The organism is Pseudomonas sp. B7(2017) (assembly GCF_002112745.1).
Classification (GTDB): domain Bacteria; phylum Pseudomonadota; class Gammaproteobacteria; order Pseudomonadales; family Pseudomonadaceae; genus Aquipseudomonas; species Aquipseudomonas ekonensis.
On sequence record NZ_NEIP01000005.1, the window covers coordinates 354,611 to 373,264 of the forward strand.

Below are 18,654 nucleotides of genomic sequence, written 5' to 3' on the forward strand. Positions count from 1 at the left end.
TCCTTCACTCAGCTCCTTGTCCTGCGGAAAACAACGGCAGGATCACCTGCGCGCACGTGCCGCGCCCGATGCGCGAGCGCAGCCGCAATTCTCCCTGATGCGCCCGGGCGACCGCCTTGACCACCGTCAGCCCCAACCCCGTGCCGGTGACCTTGGTGGTGAAGAACGGCTCGCCCAAGCGCTCCAGCACCGCCGGTTCGATGCCGCTGCCGTTGTCGCTGACGCACAGGCGCAATGTGTTGTCGCGGGTGTAGCCATGCACTTTCAGGCGCACGTCGCCGCCGCTGGCCTGAACCGCGTTTTCGATCAGATTGAGGATGGCCCCGACCAGGGTGTCGCGGTTGCACAGCAATTCGCCGGCATGGCTGTCGCACTGCCAGCGGATCGGCAAGTCCTGCACATGGGTCAGCGCCGCCGCCTGCAACGACTGCATCAAGGCATGGGGCGTGACCCGGTCGGTCAGCGGCAGCTCGCCGCGGGCGAACACCAGCATGTCGCGCACCTGGTGCTCCAGCTCATGCAGGCGCTCCTTGAGGCGCCCGGCGAAGCGCTGCTGGGTGGCGACCGGCAGTTCCTGTTCGGTCAGATGACTGGCGTAAAGCAAGGCGGCGGACAGCGGCGTGCGGATCTGATGGGCCAGCGACGCCACCATGCGCCCCAGGGAGGACAAACGCTCGTGGCGCGCCAGCTGATCCTGCAGGTGACGGGTTTCAGTCAGGTCGTTGAGCAGCACCAACTGCCCCGGCTCGGCATCCAGCGAGCGGGTGGCGATCGACAGGCGCCGACCGTTCTTCAGGGAGATTTCGTGGCCGTCGTCTTCGCGCGGCGCAAAGCAACGGGCAATGACATGGCGCCACAGCTCGCCTTCCAGCGGCAGCCCCAGCAGCTCGGTGGCCGCCGGGTTGGCTTCGCAGACAATGCCGTGGCCGTCGATGACGATCACGCCGCCGGGCAACAGGTCGAGGAGGTTCTGCAGACGGTTGGCCAGACGCTCCTTCTCCGCCAGCTCCTGCATGCGCTGGGCGCTGACCACCGCCAGCTCGCCCTTGAGCTCGGTGACCCGGGCTTCGAGCATGCTGTAGGAATCGGTCAGTTGGCTCGACATCTGATTGAACAGCGCAAACGCCTGCTCAAGCCCCTGCCGGCTCGCCTGCTCTACGGACGACGGTTGCCCCGAAGCGTTGGGGGCAGAAGACATCTGGGCGGCTTGGGGCATTGTGCTCTCTCGCATGGCTGACCGTCAGTTAAACGGAACGTTGCGAGGGCTGTAGCAATACCCGTGCCTAAAAAAAACCGCCTACAAATGAAGCACTTGAAAAACAGGCGTCAATCATCCGCCTGTTCGTCTCCGTCACGCCGGCTCATGCCGTACTTGCGCATCTTCTCCACCAGGGTGGTGCGACGGATGCGCAGACGCTCGGCGGCACGGGCGACGATGCCGTTGGCGTCATCCAGCGCCTGCTGGATCAGGCCCTGCTCCAGGCCACCGAGGTAGTCCTTCAGGTCCAGGCCTTCCGGCGGCAGCATGGCGTTGGCGGTGAAGTCCGGCGTGTGGCCGTTGATCGCGACGCGCTCTTCCAGGTCGCTGCGCAGGCTGTCGACCATCTGCTCGTCTTCGTCGTCGACGTAGCGGAATTTCTTCGGCAGCTCGGCCACGCCGATCACCCCGTACGGGTGCATGATCGCCATGCGCTCGACCAGGTTGGCCAGCTCGCGGACGTTGCCCGGCCAGCCGTGACGGCACAGCGACATGATCGCCGCCGAGTTGAAGCGGATCGAACCGCGCTTCTCGTGCTCCATGCGCGAGATCAGCTCGTTCATCAGCAGCGGGATGTCCTCGACGCGCTCGCGCAGCGGCGCCATCTCGATCGGGAACACGTTCAGGCGATAGTAGAGGTCTTCGCGGAAGGTGCCGATCTCGATCATGCTTTCGAGGTTCTTGTGGGTCGCGGCGATGATGCGCACGTCGATGCTTTGGGTCTTGTTGCTGCCCACGCGCTCGAAGGTGCGCTCCTGCAGCACGCGCAGCAGCTTGACCTGCATCGGCAGCGGCATGTCGCCGATCTCGTCGAGGAACAGCGTACCGCCGTTGGCCAGCTCGAAGCGGCCGGCACGGCTGGTGATCGCGCCGGTGAAGGCGCCCTTCTCGTGGCCGAACAGTTCGCTTTCCAGCAGCTCGGCCGGAATCGCGCCGCAGTTGACCGGCACGAACGGCGCGTCGCGGCGCTTGGAATGGTAATGCAGGTTGCGCGCGACCACTTCCTTGCCGGTGCCGGACTCGCCGAGGATCAGCACGCTGGCGTCGGTGTCGGCCACCTGCTGCATCATCTGGCGCACATGCTGGATCGCCCGGCTGGTGCCGACGAGGCTGCGGAACAGGTTGGGTTCGCGGTGACGGCCGCGCTCGCGGGCCTGGTCGTACATCTCGCGGTAGACCTGGGCACGGTGCAGGGAGTCGAGCAGCTTGCTGTAGCTGGGCGGCATTTCGAGGGTGGACAGCACGCGGCGGCGCTGGTCTTCCGGAAGGTCCACGGAAGAATTTTCGCCCATCAGCAAAACCGGAAGGAACTCATCCCAGGTTGAGAGTGTCTTTAACAAGCCCATCAGCGCACCCGGAGCATTGACCGTCCCGATCAGCACGCAAATGACCTCACGGCTCGACGACAAAGAGCCGACAGCCTGCTGCCAGTCATGGCTGCCGCAGGGCAAATTTTCTTCGCCGAGAAAATTCAAGATCACCGCCAAATCGCGGCGGCGGACGCTATCGTCATCGATCAGCAGAATTTTGGTTTCACGCCACATGCAATAGCAACTTCCCTAGTCAACTCAATGCCCGAAACGAGGGGCAAGCGAGACGCTTGCAGGACACCTTGTGCCCGTAGACGTCCGAAATCTGAAAACAGCCACTAGTTAAGTCAAAAAACCGTGCACAGTCAAATTTATGGCGCACACATCTGGATTAACTGAGGGTTAATTAACCAAACAGATGGTAAACCTTTGCCGCGTTCTTGGCTTGGTTGATCTGCGTCATCTCGTCGACTATAGCCTGACGCTCCCCCATCGCCACTTCCAGCAGATCCTTGTACACGTGCAGCAGTTGCTCAAGGTTGCTGCGCAACTCTTCCTCGTCCAGCGACGCTTCGCTCAAGACATCTTCCATGCAGGACCGGCAATCGAGGTCCAATTGCCCGATGGCCTCCCAGTTGCGCTCGGCCAGCGCGCTGACGAGCGCCATGCGGGTATCTTCGATTCGCTGCAACACAGGGCTCATGATGGCCTCCTCAGGGCTGCGCACCGGGCGCAGGCGCAATGGCGTCCCAGCCTTCCTTGACGGTGGTCAGCAGGCCTGCCACTTCGTCCAGGATGCGCGGATCGCTGCTGATGTTCGCCTCGGCCAGACGCTTCATCATGTAGATGTAAAGACCGTCCAGGTCGGCCAGCGCCTCGGCGCTGTTCTCAAGGTCCAGGCCTTCGCGCAGGCCGCTGACGATGCCGATCGCCTTGCTGATCGCCGTGCACTTGGCCGGGATGTCCTTGCGCTCGATGGCGCCCTTGGCCTGGGCGATGCGCGACAGGCCGCCTTCCATCAGCATCTGCACCAGACGGTGCGGGCTGGCTTCGGACGTCTGGGCGTGGGAGCCGACCTTCTGGTACTGCCGAAGGGCTAACATCGGATTCATGTTCTACCTCATTTGCCACAATGACTCGTATGGCCAATATATCGCCAGCGAGCCGGGAAACTTTAGACCATAAGACAAAAACCCGGCGCACGCTCAAGTGCGTAGCCGGGTTTTTGTCATTCTTGCGCGTTACTTCGCAGATTGCTGAGCGGTCAGCGACGTGAAGAACGACGTGATGTTGCTCGCCGTGGCTTTCATTTGCCCTACGAGCAAGTCCATGGCGTTGTATTTTGCGGTCAGCGTCTTGGTCAGGGCGGCCACCCGGATATCCAACGCTTTCTGCTGGTCGGAGATGTCCCGGGTATTGTTGTTCAGGATCGCGAGCCGCTGATCCAGCAAGCCCTTGGTCTTACCGTCGGCCGAAGCCTTGAGGTACGGATCCACGGACTTGCTCACCCGCGCCAGCAGACCGTTGGTGTCGTCCGTGCCGGTGAACAATAGCTGCACCTGGCCGGACGCCCCCGGAACCGCCATCGCCTTGTTGAAGGCGGTGGTGTCGAGCTTCAGGTTACCGGTGAGGGGATCGGTATTCACGCCGATTTCCGACAGGAACGAAATCTTGCCGTTGGTCTTCGTGTTGGTGAACTCGGCACGGATGCCGGCGATCAGCGAGCGCGGCAAGGAGTCGCCCGTGAAGGCGGCCTGCACGGTCAGTTTGCCGTCTTCGTCCGGCGTCGCCTTGGACAGGCTGTCGACAGTGCTCTTGAGCGTGTTGTAGGCGTCGATGAAGGTCTGGAGCGACGTCTGCAGGCCCTTGGTGTTGTTGTCGACGGTGATCGTGGTCGGCGTCGCGTTGGCGGCCACCAGGTTCAGGGTCATGCCGCTGATCGCACCGGAAACCGTGTTGCTCTTGCTGGTCACCGGCAGACCGTCGATGGTCAGCGACGCATCCTTGGCGAGACCGCCGACAGAGCCCGAGTCACCGGCCGCCGGAGTGGCCGACATGACCTTGGTGCCGTCGATTTCCAGGCCGGCGATGCCGCTGACACTCAGGTCGGAGCCCGCACCGGTCTTGTTCGAGCTGATCACCAGGCGCGAGGCGCCGCTGGCGTCGGTCACGATGTTGGCGGAAATGCCATTGCTGCCCTGGGCCGTGTTGATGGCGTCGCGGGTGCTCTGCAAGGTGGCGTTGGCCGGAATGGTGACATTGTAATCAGTGCCATTCTGACTGATTTTCAGGGTACCACTCGGAATGGCACTGGACGCACCGCCGGCGAAGGCCGCGCTGGCGACTTTCGAACCTGTGGCCAGATTGTTCACGACGACGCTGTAGGAGCCGGACACCGCGGTGTTGTCGGAGGTGACGGTCAGCGTTTCAGGCTTGCTCGACGTGGCCGTGTAACCGGCGAACGCAGGGTTGGTCTTGCTGCCCAGGGTGGCCAGCGTCGACTGGAATGTGGTCAGCGCGCTCTTGAGCGTGCCCACACCCGAAATCTTCAGGGTGTTGTTTTTTGTCTGGGTATCGAGCTGCGTCTGCTTCGCTGCCTTGTCGGCATTGACCAGCGCGGTGACGATCGCACCGATGTCCAGGCCGGAACCCAGGCCGGTACCCGGTAGAATTGGACTTGCCATGTGCATCTCCCTTCAGTTTGCTGCCGGTCTTTTGACCTTTGCCAGCGCCTAAGACACTTCAAACACTATTCATGCCAGTTGTCAGACTTTGGCGTCGAACAACACGTGGCTCGCGTTGGCTAGGCTGTCTGCCAGCTTGAGCGCCTCCGCGGAGGGGATCTGTCGAACGACCTCGCCCGTCTCGCTCGCGATCACCTTGACGATGACCTTCCCGGAGTTCTCGTCGATCGAAAACTCGAGGTTGCGCTTGATCGACTGCACGAACTTCTCGATCTCCTGCACGGCCAGCTTCAACTTGGTCTCCTCGGTTTCACGGGTCTTCTTGTCCGCGACGGGGGTGACTTCAGCCGCCTTGGCAGGCTCGGACGATTTTTCAGCAACGGTATTCGCTGGCTTGGGAGCCGGATAAGACACGTTAAGCTTGACGCTCATGTCCATGTCCATCACCTCCTAACGTGAAAAAGCGAGAGAGCACGACCAGCGCACTCCCCCGCCTAAACTCATTCCGAAATTACTGAAGCAGCTTCAGTACGGCGGAAGGCAGTTGGTTGGCTTGAGCCAGAACGGAGGTCGAAGCCTGCTGCAGAGTCTGCTGCTTGGTCAGGTTAGCAGTTTCCGCGGCGAAGTCGGTGTCTTGTACGCGACCTTGTGCAGCGGTGGTGTTTTCGTTGATGTTCTGCAGGTTCTGGATGGTGCTGGTCAGACGGTTCTGCGAAGCACCCAGGTTTGCACGGGTTGCACCGATGGTGGCGATAGCGGCGTCGATAGCGGTGATCGCGTTGTCGATGTTCTGTGCAGCGCCAGTTACGGTAGCACCGGTCAGAACCACAGTACCGCTGCCTACGGACAGGCTGGCGGCGTCGAACTTGGCGCTCAGCACCAGGTCGATGTGGTTGGCGGAGCCAGTGTTCGCGCCCACTTGCAGGGTCACAGTACCAGCCGAACCGTCCAGCAGGAACTTGCCGTTCAGGTTGGTGGACTGAGCGATACGGGTCAGTTCGTCAGACATCTGAGCGAATTCGGCGTTGGTCGCGGTCTGGTCAGCGGTGCCGTTGGTTCCGTTACGGGCTTTAACAGCCAGTTCACGCATACGCTGCAGGATGTCGGTCGAAGCTTGCAGAGCGCCTTCAGCGGTCTGGGCAACGGAGATACCGTCGTTGGCGTTCTGGATGGCCTGGGTGTTACCGCGGATCTGCGAAGACATGCGGTTGGAGATTTGCAGGCCAGCGGCGTCGTCTTTGGCGCTGTTGATTTTCAGGCCGGAAGACAGGCGCTGCATCGAAGTCGACAGAGCGTCGGAAGCGCGGTTCAGGTTTTTCTGAACGTTCAGCGACGTGGTGTTGGTGTTTACAGTTAAAGCCATGACGAATTCCTCGTTGGTTGGGTACTGCGGCTTCCGGCCCTGGCAACCGCCGGGTATGGCCTAGAGAACCTTCGTAATAGTTATCGTCGGGATCGCAGGTTGCTTGAGGGCTTTTTTCAAAAAATTTGCCATCAACCTGCCACCCCTCAGAAAACAAGGACTTAGCCGTCCTTTACCCACGAAAAAATGACGTCATAAAACCGTCCGCGGCGCAAACCTGCGGGCTAGCGCCTCCGCTGCCGTTCAGCCCGGCAGGTTTTGCAGAAGGTCGACCAGTTCACATTCCATGTAATCGGCCAGCCCCAGCCAATCCTGGCGCTCCTGGCACGCCAGGATGCGCGTCAGCACCTGCATCCACCCCTGCTGGTTTTCTGCCGTTGCGCCGACCATCAACCGCTGCGCTTTCTCGAACACATCGACCATCTCCAGCGCCGCTTCGACATCCCGCCCCAACCGGAACAGCCCGGCACATTGTCGACACTCGTCGACGCACTGCTGCAACGCACTCATTGCACGAACTCCTGGTTGAACCCCGTTCCGGCGATCCTCGCCCCCGCCCGGCTGCTGTTGAGGAATGTCACCTGCGGGTGTCGGGCGATGTAGCGCTCCAGCACGCAGAGGTAGCCGCGGAAGTTGAGCTGGGTCTTGACCCGCTCGCCGTTGCCGTCATGCACCCAGTGCCGCGCCTGGTTGACCGACGGCCCCAGGTCGCCGTCGTCCCAACCGGCGTGGGTCTTGTTCATCGGAAAGGCGAAGTCGGCGCCGAACAGCGTGATGCTTGCCGCGCCCATCTTCACCGCCAGGTCCACGGCGGGATGGATCACGCTGCCACCCACATGCAGCAAGGCCCGCGGGTGCCGCTCGCGCAGCTCGGCATAGACCGGGCTGAGCGAGTAGCCGCCGTAGCGCTTGCCCTTCCACGCCTTCAGCACCTGCGGATCGCTCATCGGCAGGTACACCAGCGCAATGCCGTCGGAGCCTTCGAACGGCAAATGCCGGAAGCTGATGCGCTGATCGATGCTCACCACGAGATCCGGCACGATCCCGTGCTCGCGCAGCGGCCGGTAAGCGGTGTCGACGCAAATGAACAGCGGGCGCTCGGCCTGAGCGCGAATCTGCGCCAACTGCTCAAGGTGTCCCTCCAGGGTCGGCCCGGTGGCGATCACATAGACCTCACGGCCGGCGCAGGTGCCGAACAGTTGCGCCACATCGTCGTCCGCCAGCAGCACCGGCAGACAATCCTGCAAGCGCTGGACAATGAACGGCGACTGCGGGTCGAACTCGCGGTTGTTGAAGCTCAGGTGCACCTCGCTGACCAGCCGATCGCGGATCTTCGCGTTGAAGTCGTCGGCCAGCAGCATCTCCGCCGGCAGGGCAAAGAACGGCGTGCAGATGTCGGAGAGATCCCCGGCGTACAACAGTTCCACCCGGGCATCGTCCAGCCAGTGGCGCTGATCGAGCAGTTGCAGCACCAGCGAGAACAGCGCTCCGTTGAGGATGTGCACGTACAGCCGCTCAAGCCCCGGGCGCTCCAGCAATACCGCCGGCAAGTCCCCCAGGCCCGTGCCGTAGACATGCAGTTGCGCCTTGTCGGCCGGCAGGCTCGCCGCCTGGATCCGGGCCTCGTGCACACGGTCGTGGCGGCTGGTGAGCTGGATGCCGGCCACGCTCAGTGTCGACCCCAGCCCCTGCGTCAACTCTGCCTGGACCGCCGAACTGTCCTCGGCCATCAACCGCGCGGACAGCGCCGGCCAACGGCGTTCGATGACCTCGGCGTTATCCCGGAAAAACTCGCTCACTGGCACCTCGCATTTCGTTCAGGCAAAAAAATGGCGTTCAAGGTTAACCCTTGAACGCCATTTTTGTATCCGTTGTTTCCGGCCGGGCTCAGGGACGGTAGATGATCGCCGAACCCCACGACAGCCCGACGCCGAAGCCGCTGAGCGCCACACGCTGCCACGACGAGTCCAGCGCATGCTTCTCCAGCAGCAGCGGAATGCTCGACGACACGGTGTTGCCGGTCTCGACCATGTCCTTGACGAACTTCTCCGGGTCGCCCTCGAAGCGCCGCGCCACGGCATCGACGATGGCCGCGCTGCCCTGGTGGATGCAGAACGCGTCGATGTCGTCGGCCTTGAGGCCCGAATCGTCGAGCAGCTCATGCAGGTGCGCCGGCACCTTGAGCAGCGCGAAGTTGAACACCTGGCGGCCGTTCATGAAGAACACGCCGTCGGTGACCTTCAGGTGCGGCGCGCCGGAACCGTCGGTGCCGAACTTGGACTTGCCCAGCGCCCAGGTCGGGTCTTCGCCCATCCAGGTGGCGGTGGCGGCGTCGCCGAACAGCATGGTGGTGTTGCGGTCTTGCGGATCGACGATCTTGGAGTACGGGTCGGCGGTGATCAGCAGGCCGTTCTTCAGGCCGGCGGCTTCCATGAAGCCCTTGATCGCATAGATGCCGTAGACGTAGCCCGAGCAGCCCAGGGAAATGTCGAACGCCGCGACGTGGGTCGGCAGGCCCAGTTTGTCCTGGACGATGGCCGCGGTGTGCGGCAGGCCTTCTTCGTCGCCGTTCTGGGTGACGACGATCAGGGCGTCGATGGATTCGCGTTTCAGGTCAGGGTTGCTGGCAAACAGCGCATTGGCCGCTTCGACGCACAGGTCGGAGGTTTCCTGTTCTGCGTCCTTGCGCGGCAGGAAGGCCGAACCGATCTTGCCGAGGATGAACTCTTCATCCTTCTCGAATTTTGCACCTTGTGCGTAATTGTCCACGCCGGCTACAGGAACGTAGCTCGCAATGCTTTTTATGCCAATCATTACGGCTTCCCAATAATAAACAGCCCAATACCACCGCTCGCAAGGATTTCGAGGGGCGCCGACAAACAGAAAACGGCCGCCGCAAAGGGCAGCCACGGGGAGCGCAAAGGGCTATCACTGGAACCGAATCACGGGCCAGGCGCCATCTCCCCGGTCAATACAATACAGTGAAGATGCGCGTTATGACTCGCAGGTCACGCTATTTTGCCGAATCGGTGCGGATCAGGTCATTCGACCAAGGACCAGTCCAGCGGCGTGCCGCGTTTGATCGGCTGGCGCGCACGGCGCCCGAGGACGTTTTCGGCGTGCTTGGGCGCCAGGCCCAGGCCGGGACGGATGGCGCGCAGGTTGGCCGCCGTGAAGGGTTCGCCGGCCGCCATGTCGGCGGTGACGTACAGCGAGCGGCGATAGACCAGCGACTTGCGCTCGGCCTCGGTGACGCCGTAATGCACCTGGCCCAGGGCCTGCCAGGCGCGCTCGGTCTCCACCACCAGGCTGGCCAGTTCGGCCGGCTCCAGCGAGAAGCTGGCGTCCACCCCGCCGGCCGAGCGGTCGAGGGTGAAATGCTTCTCCACCACCGTCGCCCCCAGCGCCACGGCGGCGACGGACACGCCGACGCCCATGGAGTGGTCGGACAGCCCTACTTCGCAGCCGAATAGTTCGCGCAGATGGGGAATCGTGCGCACGTTGCTGTTGAGCGGCGTGGCCGGGTAGGTGCTGGTGCACTTGAGCAGCACCAGATCCTTGCAGCCGGCCTCGCGGGCGGCGCGCACGGTCTCGTCCAGCTCGGCGAGGCTGGCCATGCCGGTGGAGATGATCAGCGGCTTGCCGGTGGCCGCCACCCGACGAATCAGCGGCAGGTCGGTGTTCTCGAAACTGGCGATCTTGTAGGCCGGCACATCGAGGCTTTCCAGGAAGTCCACCGCCGTGTCGTCGAACGGCGTCGAGAACGCGAGCATGCCCAGTTCCTTGGCCCGGGCGAAGATCGGCGCGTGCCACTCCCACGGGGTGTGGGCCTTTTCGTACAGGTCGTACAGCGAGGTGCCGGCCCACAGGCTGCCGGGATCCTTGATGAAGAACTCGCCTTCGGCCAGGTCCAGCGTCATGGTCTGGGCGGTGTAGGTCTGCAGTTTCAGGGCGTGGGCGCCGGCCTTGGCCGCCGCTTCGACAATCTGCAGGGCCACGTCCAGCGACTGGTTATGGTTGCCGCTCATCTCGGCAATGATGAACGGCGGCGCGTCGGCACCGATCAGGCGGTCACCGATCTTGAAACGGCTCATGGGCGGGATTCCTTCAACTCACGGGTGAACGCACAGGCACTCTGGGTGAAACCGGCGTCGCGAAACACATTCAATGAGGCCTGGTTGGCGGGCAGCACCTGGGCGGTGACGGCGGTCAGCTGCGGCCAGTGCGCGGTGACGAACGCTTCGCCCCGTTCCAGCAGCGCCCGCCCCCAGCCGAGACCGAAACGCCCCTCCAGCAGGTAGATCGACACTTCGGCCTCGAAACCGCGCAAATCATAGCGCAGCACGCCGACCGGGCCGTCGTCGGCCTCGGCGATCAGCAACAGACGCCGGGGATTGCTCAAGCTCGCCGTCAGCCAGTTCAGGTGCTGCGGCCATTCGATCACGCCGGACTCCAGTGACCAGCGCCGCACCGGCTCGGCATTGCGTCCGTCGAACAGCAATTGCGCATCGTCCGTCGTCGCCGGCCGCACCTTGAGCACCGCGCCGGCCAGCGCGGCCGCGACCCGCAGGGCACCGCGCCCGTCCACCAGTGTGCGCGAACGCTCGGCCAGGCTCTGGCGCAGGTAAGGGTTGTTCACCACAAAGCCGACCGCCTGGCGCAGTTGCTCGACGCTGACTTGCTCGCGGGCGCCCATGAACACATGCGCGCCCGCCGCTGCCATCACTTCGCCGTTGGCCTGCTGGTTGTTCGACACCGCGATGCAGATCGTCGGCAGGCCCAGGGCCGCCCGCTCCCAACTGGTGCCGCCGCCGGCGCCGATGAACAGGTCGGCTTCGGTCATGCGTCGGTGGAAGTCACTGACGAAACTGTGCAGGCGCCAGTACGGCCGCGTCTCGGCCAACGCCTGCATCTGCGCCCAGGCCGGGTTGTCGGCGCCGGCGACGAAGTCCACGTCCAGCTCGGGAAAGTCCGCCAGCGCCAGCATCGCGTGATGGGTCTGCCGGGCCGCATCGAAGCCGCCGAAGTTCACCAGCACACGCTTGGCCACAGGCTTGATGGCGATGGGCGGGCAACTGAATTCCTCGCGCAGCATGGCGTAGCGCGGGCCGAGCAGCGTGCGGCAGTGCGCAGGCAGCAGCGGCCGGTAGTCTTCGTGCAGGCCGGAGAGGTTCTGGTTGAGCAGCAGGTCGACGCTGTAGCGGCGGGTCGCCAGGTCGTCCACCGCCGCGATCCGGGGCGCCCAGCGGCGGGCGGCGGTCTGCCAATGGTGGTCGAGGCCGTAATGGTCGGCGATGATCCAGTCGAACCCGGCCTGGCCTTCCAGCTGCGCGGCCAGCGCGTCGATGTCCGCCTGCCACGGCAGCATCGATTCGATGGCCTGGTGCGGGTCTTCGCCAGGATAGCGTTCCGGTAGCGCGAAGGTCTCGAAGCCCTCGGCCTGCAAAGCCTCCAGCCGATGGCCCGGCAACCGGCGGCAGGCGAACGCCACATGGCTGCCCTGCGCGCGCAGCACCCGGGCCAGCGGCAGGCAGCGGGCGATGTGGCCACTGCCGATGGTCGGCGAGGCGTCGGCGCGGATCAGGACTCTCATGTCAGTTCTCCGCCGGCCTTGAGCGCGGCGTAGAGGTACTCGGCCCGCATCCAGTCTTCCGGGGTGTCGATGTCCTGCACCAGGTGCCGGGGCAGGATCACCGGCAGGCTGGCCGGCGAATACAGCACCTCGCCACGCAGCCAAGCCTCACGGCGGCCCCAATAGAACTGACCGGCATCCTGGAACGCCTCGGGCAGATCCTGCGAACGGGTGTTGCGAAACTCAGGGTACAACGCCGTCAGGGCGCCCTGTCCGTCGAGGGTCAGCGCGCGCTGCACCGGGAAGCCGAAGCCGCACACGGAGAAGGCGAACGACTTGTCCGGATGGCGCTCCAGCGCGTCGAACCCTTCGCGCAGATAGCGCGCCTGCAACAGCGGCGCGGTGGCGTATACGCAGCAGGCGTAATCGAACGCCGGCAGTTGCCGCAACGCGTGTTCGATCACCGCAGCGGTGCCGGTGAAGTCATCGGCCAGGCTCGCCGGGCGCAAGAACGGCACCTGCGCGCCATGGGACTGTGCGACTTCGGCGATCTCCTGATCGTCGGTGCTGACGACGACCTGGTCGAACAGCCCCGATTCGAGCGCCGTGCGGATCGAACGGACGATCATCGGCACGCCGTCGAACGGCTTGAGGTTCTTGCGCGGGATGCGCTTGCTGCCGCCCCGGGCCGGGATGATCGCCACGTTGCTCAAGGGCGTTTTTCCAGCAGGAACCAGGTGATGTCATCCACCGGGAACTGCGGGTCGCGGTGGTAGGCGAAGCCGTAGTCCAGCAGGTGCAGGTCGGCGTAGCGGTCGAGCATTTCGCCGGCGAAGTCACGCTTGAACAGCTTGCCGCTGTTGCCGCGGTAGGGCACCTCCACCGGCGCCGGGTTGTAGTACTCGGCGATCAGGATGTAGCGACGGCTCAGCCGATACAGCTGTTCGTAGGCATTCGCCAGCAATTCGGGCGCCAGATGGATCAGCACGCCCTTGCTCAGGGTCAGGTCGTAGCTGCGCTCGCAGGGGAAGTCGAACAGCGAGCCGTGCCAGATCTGCGCGATGTCCAGCGCCCTCGCCTGCTCGCAGGCGCTGGCGTTGATCTCGACGCCGAACAGCTCGCACCCCGGCAGCAACTGGCGCAATGCCTGCAGGTTGTTGCCGGCGTTGGTGCCCAGCTCCACCAGGCTGTCGATGCGCCCGGCGCGGGCCAGCGCCTTGGCGAACAGCGCCAGGTTGGCCGCCACCAGCGGCTGGCCGACGTTGCGACCGACATACTGGTTGCCGAACTCGCCCTGCCAGAACTTTTCCTGTTCGCTCAAATCACGCATTTCAGATACCCGTCCGCCGCAGCGGCATTCATTCGGTCAGGCGGCGCAACTGCTCGACCACATGATCCTGCTGCGCGTCGGTCAGCAACGGGAACATCGGCAGGCTGATGGCCTCGGTGTAATAGCGCTCGGCCTCGGGGAAATCCCCTTCGGCGAATCCGAGCTCACGGTAGTACGGCTGCAGGTGCACCGGAATGTAGTGCAGGTTCGCGCCGATCCCGGCCGCCCGCAAGCCTTCGAACACCTCGCGGTGGCTGCGGCCGATGCGCTCGGTCTGCAGGCGCACCACGTACAGGTGCCAGGCGGACTCGGCCTCGGCCTGGGCGCTGGGCAACGTCAGCGGCAGGTACGCCAGCAGACGGTCGTAGCGCGCCGCCAGCTCGCGGCGGCGGGCGACGAAGGCGTCCAGCTTGCCCAGTTGCGAGAGCCCCAGGGCGGCCTGCAAGTCGGTGATGCGGTAGTTGAAGCCCAGTTCCACCTGCTGGTAGTACCAGGGGCCGTGGCTGGGTTCGGTCATCTGCTGCGGGTCGCGGGTCATGCCATGGCTGCGCAGGCGTTGCAGGCGCTCGGCCAGTTCCCGACGGTTGGTCAGCACCATGCCGCCCTCGGCGCTGGTGATGATCTTCACCGGGTGGAAGCTGAACACGGTCATGGCGGCGAACTCGCCGCAGCCGACCGGCCGCCCGGCGTAGCTCGCCCCCACCGCGTGGGAGGCGTCTTCGATCACGGTGAAGCCGTAGCGCTCGGCCAGCCCGGCGATGCGCCGCATGTCGCTGCTCTGCCCGGAGAACGCCACCGCCACCAGCACCTTGGGCAGCGTGCCGTTGCCTTCGGCCTCATCCAGCTTGGCGGCCAGCACCTCGGCGTCGAGGTTCCAGGTCAGCGGATCGATGTCGACGAAATCGACCTCGGCGCCGCAGTAGCGCCCGCAGTTGGCCGACGCCAGAAAGGTGTTCGGCGTCGTCCACAGGCGGTCGCCCGGCCCCAGCCCCGCCGCCACGCAGGCGATGTGCAGCGCCGCCGTGGCGTTGCTCACCGCCACGGCGAAATCGGCCTGGCAACGCTCGGCCACGGCCTGCTCGAAGCGCTCGATGGTCGGCCCTTGGGTCAGCCAGTCCGAACGCAGCACCTCCACCACCGCATCGATGTCCGCTTGGTCGAGGCTCTGCCGACCGTACGGGATCATGCCGAGAGCTTCGCGTGCAGGTCGGCGATCTGGCCCACGGACAGGAAGTGCGGGTTGGTGTCGGAGCGGTACTCGAAGTCCTCGCCCACCGGCCGGCCGCGCTCGCCGAGCTTGTCCACGGAGAAGTCCACGTCGACGCTGGTGAAGCGGATCGATGGCTGGATCGTGTAGTGGTCGTCGAACTCCAGGGTCATCCGCGCATCGTCCAGCGGCACCATCAGCTCATGCAGCTTTTCCCCCGGACGGATGCCGACATGCTTGTGCGGCAGGTGTTCGGCCATGCCCAGGGCCAGGTCGACGATGCGGATCGACGGGATCTTCGGCACGAACACTTCGCCGCCGTGCATCCGCGCAAAACTGTCGAGGACGAACTGCACGCCGTGGTCGAGGGTGATCCAGAAGCGGGTCATGCGCTCGTCGGTGATCGGCAGCTCCCGGGCGCCCTCGGCGATCAGTTTGCTGAAGAACGGCACCACCGAGCCCCGCGAGCCGGCCACGTTGCCGTAGCGCACCACGGCGAAACGGGTCTGCTGCTCGCCGGCGATGTTGTTGGCGGCGACGAACAGTTTGTCCGACAGCAGCTTGGTCGCGCCGTACAGGTTGATCGGGCTGGCGGCCTTGTCGGTGGACAGCGCCACGACTTTCTTCACACCGTTGTCGATGGCCGCGGCGATGATATTCTCCGCGCCGTTGACGTTGGTGCGGATGCATTCGGTGGGGTTGTACTCCGCCGCCGGCACCTGCTTGAGCGCCGCGGCATGCACCACGTAGTCGATGCCGCGCATGGCCTGGCGCAGGCGGTCGGCGTCGCGCACGTCGCCCAGGAAATAGCGCATGCACGGCGCGTTGAACGTCTGCTGCATTTCGTATTGCTTGAGCTCATCCCGGGAGAACACCACCACCCGCTTGGGCTGGTACTGCTCCAGCAGGCGGCGGATGAACTGGCGGCCGAACGAGCCGGTGCCGCCGGAGATGAAGATCGATTTACCGTTGAACATGTCTTGAGTCCCGTCCCCTGCGCGAAGGCTTAGGCAAGCAGTTGCGCCCAGTCCAGCGAAGCGCTTTCGTTGAGGGTGTAGCCTTTGCCGGTCAGGCTCAGGTTCGCGTTGTAGGCCTGATCCCCGGCGAAGGCCGCGGCCCATTTTTCCCGCAGCGCCTCAAGCGCTTGCGGCGCCTGCGGCAGTTGGCCCGGATGCAGCACCTGCACCGACGGCGTCCACACGGTGAGATAGCCGGCCTGCCCGGCTTTCAGGCACAGGTCGACGTCGCTGAAGCCGTCGGCGAAGGTGCTGTCGTCCAGACCGTCCAGACCATCGAACAGCGCCTTGCGCACCATCAGGCAGACGCCCGACACCGCCGAATAGCCGTGCTCCACCGAGAGGCGGTACAGGTAACCGTCAGCGTCGTGCTTCTCGCCGATGAAGGCCGAACCGACCCCGCCGTTCAGGCCCAGGATCAGGCCGGCCTGGCTGACCTTGCCGTCGCGGTCGACCAGTTTCGGGCCGACCACGCCGACTTCCGGACGCAGCGCGTGGTTGAGCAGCGAGTCGAGCCAGTTCGGGTTGACCACCTCCGCGTCGGCGGCGAGCAGCACCAGGTACTCACCCTGGGCCTGCCGGCTGGCGGCATTGATCAGCGCCGGTTCGCTCAACGGCTGCTCGGCGCGCAGCACCTGAACCTTCGGATGCTGATAGGCGCCCAGCCAGTCGTTGACCTCGGCCGTCTGCTGCGTCGTCGCGGCCACCAGGATCTCGTAATGGTGATAACGGGTACGCAGGAGCACGCCTTCCAGGCAGCGCTGCAAGGCAGGCAAGTCGTTGCCGGCCGGCACGATCACCGACACCAGCGGACGCTCAGTGTGGTGGTAGTCGATCTGGTAGATCCCCGGCGTCGAGGACGTGACCTTGGCCTTGTAGCCGCGGGTGCCCAGGTGACGCAGCAGGGCCAGGCGCTCGTGAGGGTTCTCCTCAAGCTTCGGCGCGCGGGCGATCAGCAGCGGCTCGTCGAGGTGGGCCAGGCTGTTGAGGCCGTCCTGTTCGAGGATGCGCAGCAGCAGGTCGAACTCCAGCGCCTTGCTGAAGTCCGCCCGATAGCCGCCGACCGCGACCAGCGCCTCGCGGCGGATCAGCCAGTGGCGCGCCATCATGCCCGGCAGGCTCAGCAGCAAGTCCAGGTTGAAGCCCGGACGGAACACATCCGCCAGTGCGCCGCTGTCCTGACGCTGAATCTCGTCGGTGGACACCGCGCTGCAGCCGTCAGCGGCCATCAGTTCCAGGCTGGCGCGCAGCAGGCCGCCGGCGGTGAACTCGTCGCCCGCTTCGGCCAGCAGCACCCAGTCGCACGGCGACTGGCGGGCGCTCTGGTTGAGCTTCTCGACCAGGTTGCCCGGCGTGACGCGGACAAAGTGCAGGGTGTTCTGCGCCGTGGTGGCGGCCGGCGGCTCACCGGTGGTGAACACGACGATCCGGAACGCCTTGCACTGGCCTTCGAGCAGGCTGTCGAGGGTGACTTGCACCTTGTCGATGTCGTTGTCCAGATCCAGCAGGAACACGCCGAACTGCGGGCCGCCGCCGTTGACCGCCAGGTGCCCGGCAATCGCTTCGCGTTGCTGCGCATCCGGCTGACGCGCGGCCAGCCACTTGAGCAGCTTGCCGGACTGCATCTTCCCGAACGTCTGACGGTGATCCTCCAGGGTCACAGCCTCCAGGCGCGCGAGCCAGTCGCGGGTCTTCTGCGCCTCTTCGTCTTCGCCCGCCTGCTCCAGCTGCGCCAGCAGGCGCTTGAGCACTTCACGGTTGAAGGCGTTGAGGTCGTGGGCCTGCCACAGACGGTCCAGCACGCTCTCGGCGGTGTCGTTGTTGCGCGCCTGCAGCAGGTGCGCCTGACGGGTCCACACGCCCTCCAGCCCGTTCAGCTGAACGCGGCCGGCCGGCATGGTGTGGAGCATGAATTCGATCTGCTCCAGGCGATCGAAGAAGGCCTGGTTGTAGAACGGCATTTCCACATACTGCAACGGTCCGAACCGACGATCCGGACGCTTGAGCGCCTGGTGCCAGGTGGATTGGAAAATCAGCTCGGCGGTCAGTGCGCGCCCCGATTGCAGGCTGTCGACCATCGCCTCGAAACTCTCCAGGGCGAAGGCCTTGCCCTGCTCGGCGTCCAGTCCCTGGATGCCGGTGGGCAACGATGCCAGGAACTCGGCGAACGCCTCGCGCTCGGCCACCGACTTGGCGTCCATGTACGTCAGCGAGTGGTACACCTCGGTGCTGTGCTCGGAGTTGCCGTAGTTGATTTCGCGCACCACGTAAGGGATCGGCAGGATCCGCGCCTTGGCGCAGGCCAGCATGTAGTACACATGGCCGATCTCCTGCCACTGGAAGCTGGTGCCCGCCGGCATCGCCGCGTGCCAGGACTTCATCAGGTCGGTGCGGGTCACCGCGTAGAACGGCGGGATGTACTGGCTCATGTAATCGATGACGCGGTCCTGGGCCCGCTCGGAGCCGTAGTCCTCGCAGACCTTCTTGTCGCGGCGGTAGTAGCTCACGTCGCCGGCCAGGGTCAGGTACATCAGGCAGTAGCCGTGGCACATGCCGTAGTCGGGATGGTCTTGCAGGAAGCCCACGGACTCGGCCAGCGAATCGTGCAGGATGAAGTCGTCGTCCGCCGCCAGCACGGTGTACGGCGTGGTCACGCGCTCCACGCCATAGGCCAGCTTGGCCTGCATGCCCCAGTAGGCGAACTGCGGCACGTGGTGATAGTCGACGGCGGAAAAGTCGCCTTCGGGCAGTTCCGGACTCGAGTCCAGCACCATGATCCTGCAAGGCAAGGCGCTGTAATACTTCACCGCCCGGCGCAGGAACGCCGGACGATTATGGGTAAACAGCACCACGGTCAACAGCTCATTGAGCACCGGCGCCTGTTCCGAACCGTACTTGCCTTGCATAACCTCTC

The 18,654-nt window shown here is 64.5% G+C and carries 17 protein-coding genes; all 17 read right to left on the reverse strand.

Annotated features, from left to right (window positions below):
- Positions 1-4 precede the first annotated feature (4 nt).
- The 17 genes from CAG29_RS12985 to CAG29_RS13065 all read right to left on the reverse strand — a co-directional run bounded on the left by CAG29_RS12985 (position 5) and on the right by CAG29_RS13065 (position 18,646).
- Positions 5-1,198: a PAS domain-containing sensor histidine kinase gene (locus tag CAG29_RS12985; RefSeq protein ID WP_170930372.1), complete on the reverse strand. Its 1,194-nt coding sequence runs from the start codon at positions 1,196-1,198 to the stop codon at positions 5-7.
- 128 nt (positions 1,199-1,326) lie between these two features.
- Positions 1,327-2,802: a sigma-54 dependent transcriptional regulator gene (locus CAG29_RS12990; RefSeq protein WP_085577816.1), complete on the reverse strand. Its 1,476-nt coding sequence runs from the start codon at positions 2,800-2,802 to the stop codon at positions 1,327-1,329.
- Positions 2,803-2,974: 172 nt separating this feature from the next.
- Positions 2,975-3,271, reverse strand: coding sequence for a flagellar protein FliT (locus tag CAG29_RS12995; protein WP_085577889.1), 297 nt, complete (start codon positions 3,269-3,271; stop codon positions 2,975-2,977).
- A gap of 10 nt (positions 3,272-3,281) precedes the next feature.
- On the reverse strand, positions 3,282-3,680 hold the full coding sequence (gene fliS, locus CAG29_RS13000; RefSeq protein WP_085577817.1) for a flagellar export chaperone FliS: 399 nt from the start codon (positions 3,678-3,680) through the stop codon (positions 3,282-3,284).
- 129 nt (positions 3,681-3,809) lie between these two features.
- Entirely contained in the window at positions 3,810-5,252 is a 1,443-nt protein-coding gene (fliD, locus tag CAG29_RS13005) for a flagellar filament capping protein FliD (RefSeq protein WP_085577890.1), read from the reverse strand.
- Positions 5,253-5,333: 81 nt separating this feature from the next.
- The gene (locus CAG29_RS13010; RefSeq protein ID WP_085577891.1) at positions 5,334-5,690 is read right to left on the reverse strand and encodes a flagellar protein FlaG; all 357 of its coding nucleotides are present in this window, start codon (positions 5,688-5,690) and stop codon (positions 5,334-5,336) included.
- Between the two features lie 73 nt (positions 5,691-5,763).
- Complete coding sequence (locus tag CAG29_RS13015; protein WP_085577818.1) at positions 5,764-6,615, reverse strand: flagellin domain-containing protein; 852 nt, start codon at positions 6,613-6,615, stop codon at positions 5,764-5,766.
- Positions 6,616-6,858: 243 nt separating this feature from the next.
- On the reverse strand, positions 6,859-7,125 hold the full coding sequence (locus tag CAG29_RS13020; RefSeq protein WP_085577819.1) for a hypothetical protein: 267 nt from the start codon (positions 7,123-7,125) through the stop codon (positions 6,859-6,861).
- Positions 7,122-8,414: a motility associated factor glycosyltransferase family protein gene (locus tag CAG29_RS13025; protein WP_085694618.1), complete on the reverse strand. Its 1,293-nt coding sequence runs from the start codon at positions 8,412-8,414 to the stop codon at positions 7,122-7,124. Before CAG29_RS13025 ends, CAG29_RS13020 begins: the two co-directional genes overlap by 4 nt.
- Positions 8,415-8,502: 88 nt before the next feature.
- Positions 8,503-9,429 (reverse strand): ketoacyl-ACP synthase III, encoded by a 927-nt coding sequence (locus CAG29_RS13030; RefSeq protein ID WP_085694619.1) that lies wholly within the window; start codon positions 9,427-9,429, stop codon positions 8,503-8,505.
- Between the two features lie 227 nt (positions 9,430-9,656).
- The gene (pseI, locus tag CAG29_RS13035; RefSeq protein WP_085577822.1) at positions 9,657-10,709 is read right to left on the reverse strand and encodes a pseudaminic acid synthase; all 1,053 of its coding nucleotides are present in this window, start codon (positions 10,707-10,709) and stop codon (positions 9,657-9,659) included.
- Positions 10,706-12,208: a UDP-2,4-diacetamido-2,4,6-trideoxy-beta-L-altropyranose hydrolase gene (gene pseG, locus CAG29_RS13040; RefSeq protein WP_085694620.1), complete on the reverse strand. Its 1,503-nt coding sequence runs from the start codon at positions 12,206-12,208 to the stop codon at positions 10,706-10,708. Before pseG ends, pseI begins: the two co-directional genes overlap by 4 nt.
- Complete coding sequence (gene pseF / locus CAG29_RS13045) at positions 12,205-12,900, reverse strand: pseudaminic acid cytidylyltransferase (protein WP_085694621.1); 696 nt, start codon at positions 12,898-12,900, stop codon at positions 12,205-12,207. The genes pseG and pseF overlap by 4 nt, the downstream gene beginning before the upstream one ends.
- Complete coding sequence (locus CAG29_RS13050) at positions 12,897-13,517, reverse strand: pseudaminic acid biosynthesis-associated methylase (RefSeq protein WP_085577825.1); 621 nt, start codon at positions 13,515-13,517, stop codon at positions 12,897-12,899. The genes pseF and CAG29_RS13050 overlap by 4 nt, the downstream gene beginning before the upstream one ends.
- 28 nt (positions 13,518-13,545) lie before the next feature.
- Complete coding sequence (gene pseC / locus CAG29_RS13055) at positions 13,546-14,703, reverse strand: UDP-4-amino-4,6-dideoxy-N-acetyl-beta-L-altrosamine transaminase (protein ID WP_085694622.1); 1,158 nt, start codon at positions 14,701-14,703, stop codon at positions 13,546-13,548.
- On the reverse strand, positions 14,700-15,701 hold the full coding sequence (gene pseB, locus CAG29_RS13060) for a UDP-N-acetylglucosamine 4,6-dehydratase (inverting) (RefSeq protein WP_085577827.1): 1,002 nt from the start codon (positions 15,699-15,701) through the stop codon (positions 14,700-14,702). The genes pseC and pseB overlap by 4 nt, the downstream gene beginning before the upstream one ends.
- Positions 15,702-15,730: 29 nt before the next feature.
- Positions 15,731-18,646 (reverse strand): TIGR00180 family glycosyltransferase, encoded by a 2,916-nt coding sequence (locus tag CAG29_RS13065; protein ID WP_085694623.1) that lies wholly within the window; start codon positions 18,644-18,646, stop codon positions 15,731-15,733.
- Between the last annotated feature and the right edge of the window lie 8 nt (positions 18,647-18,654).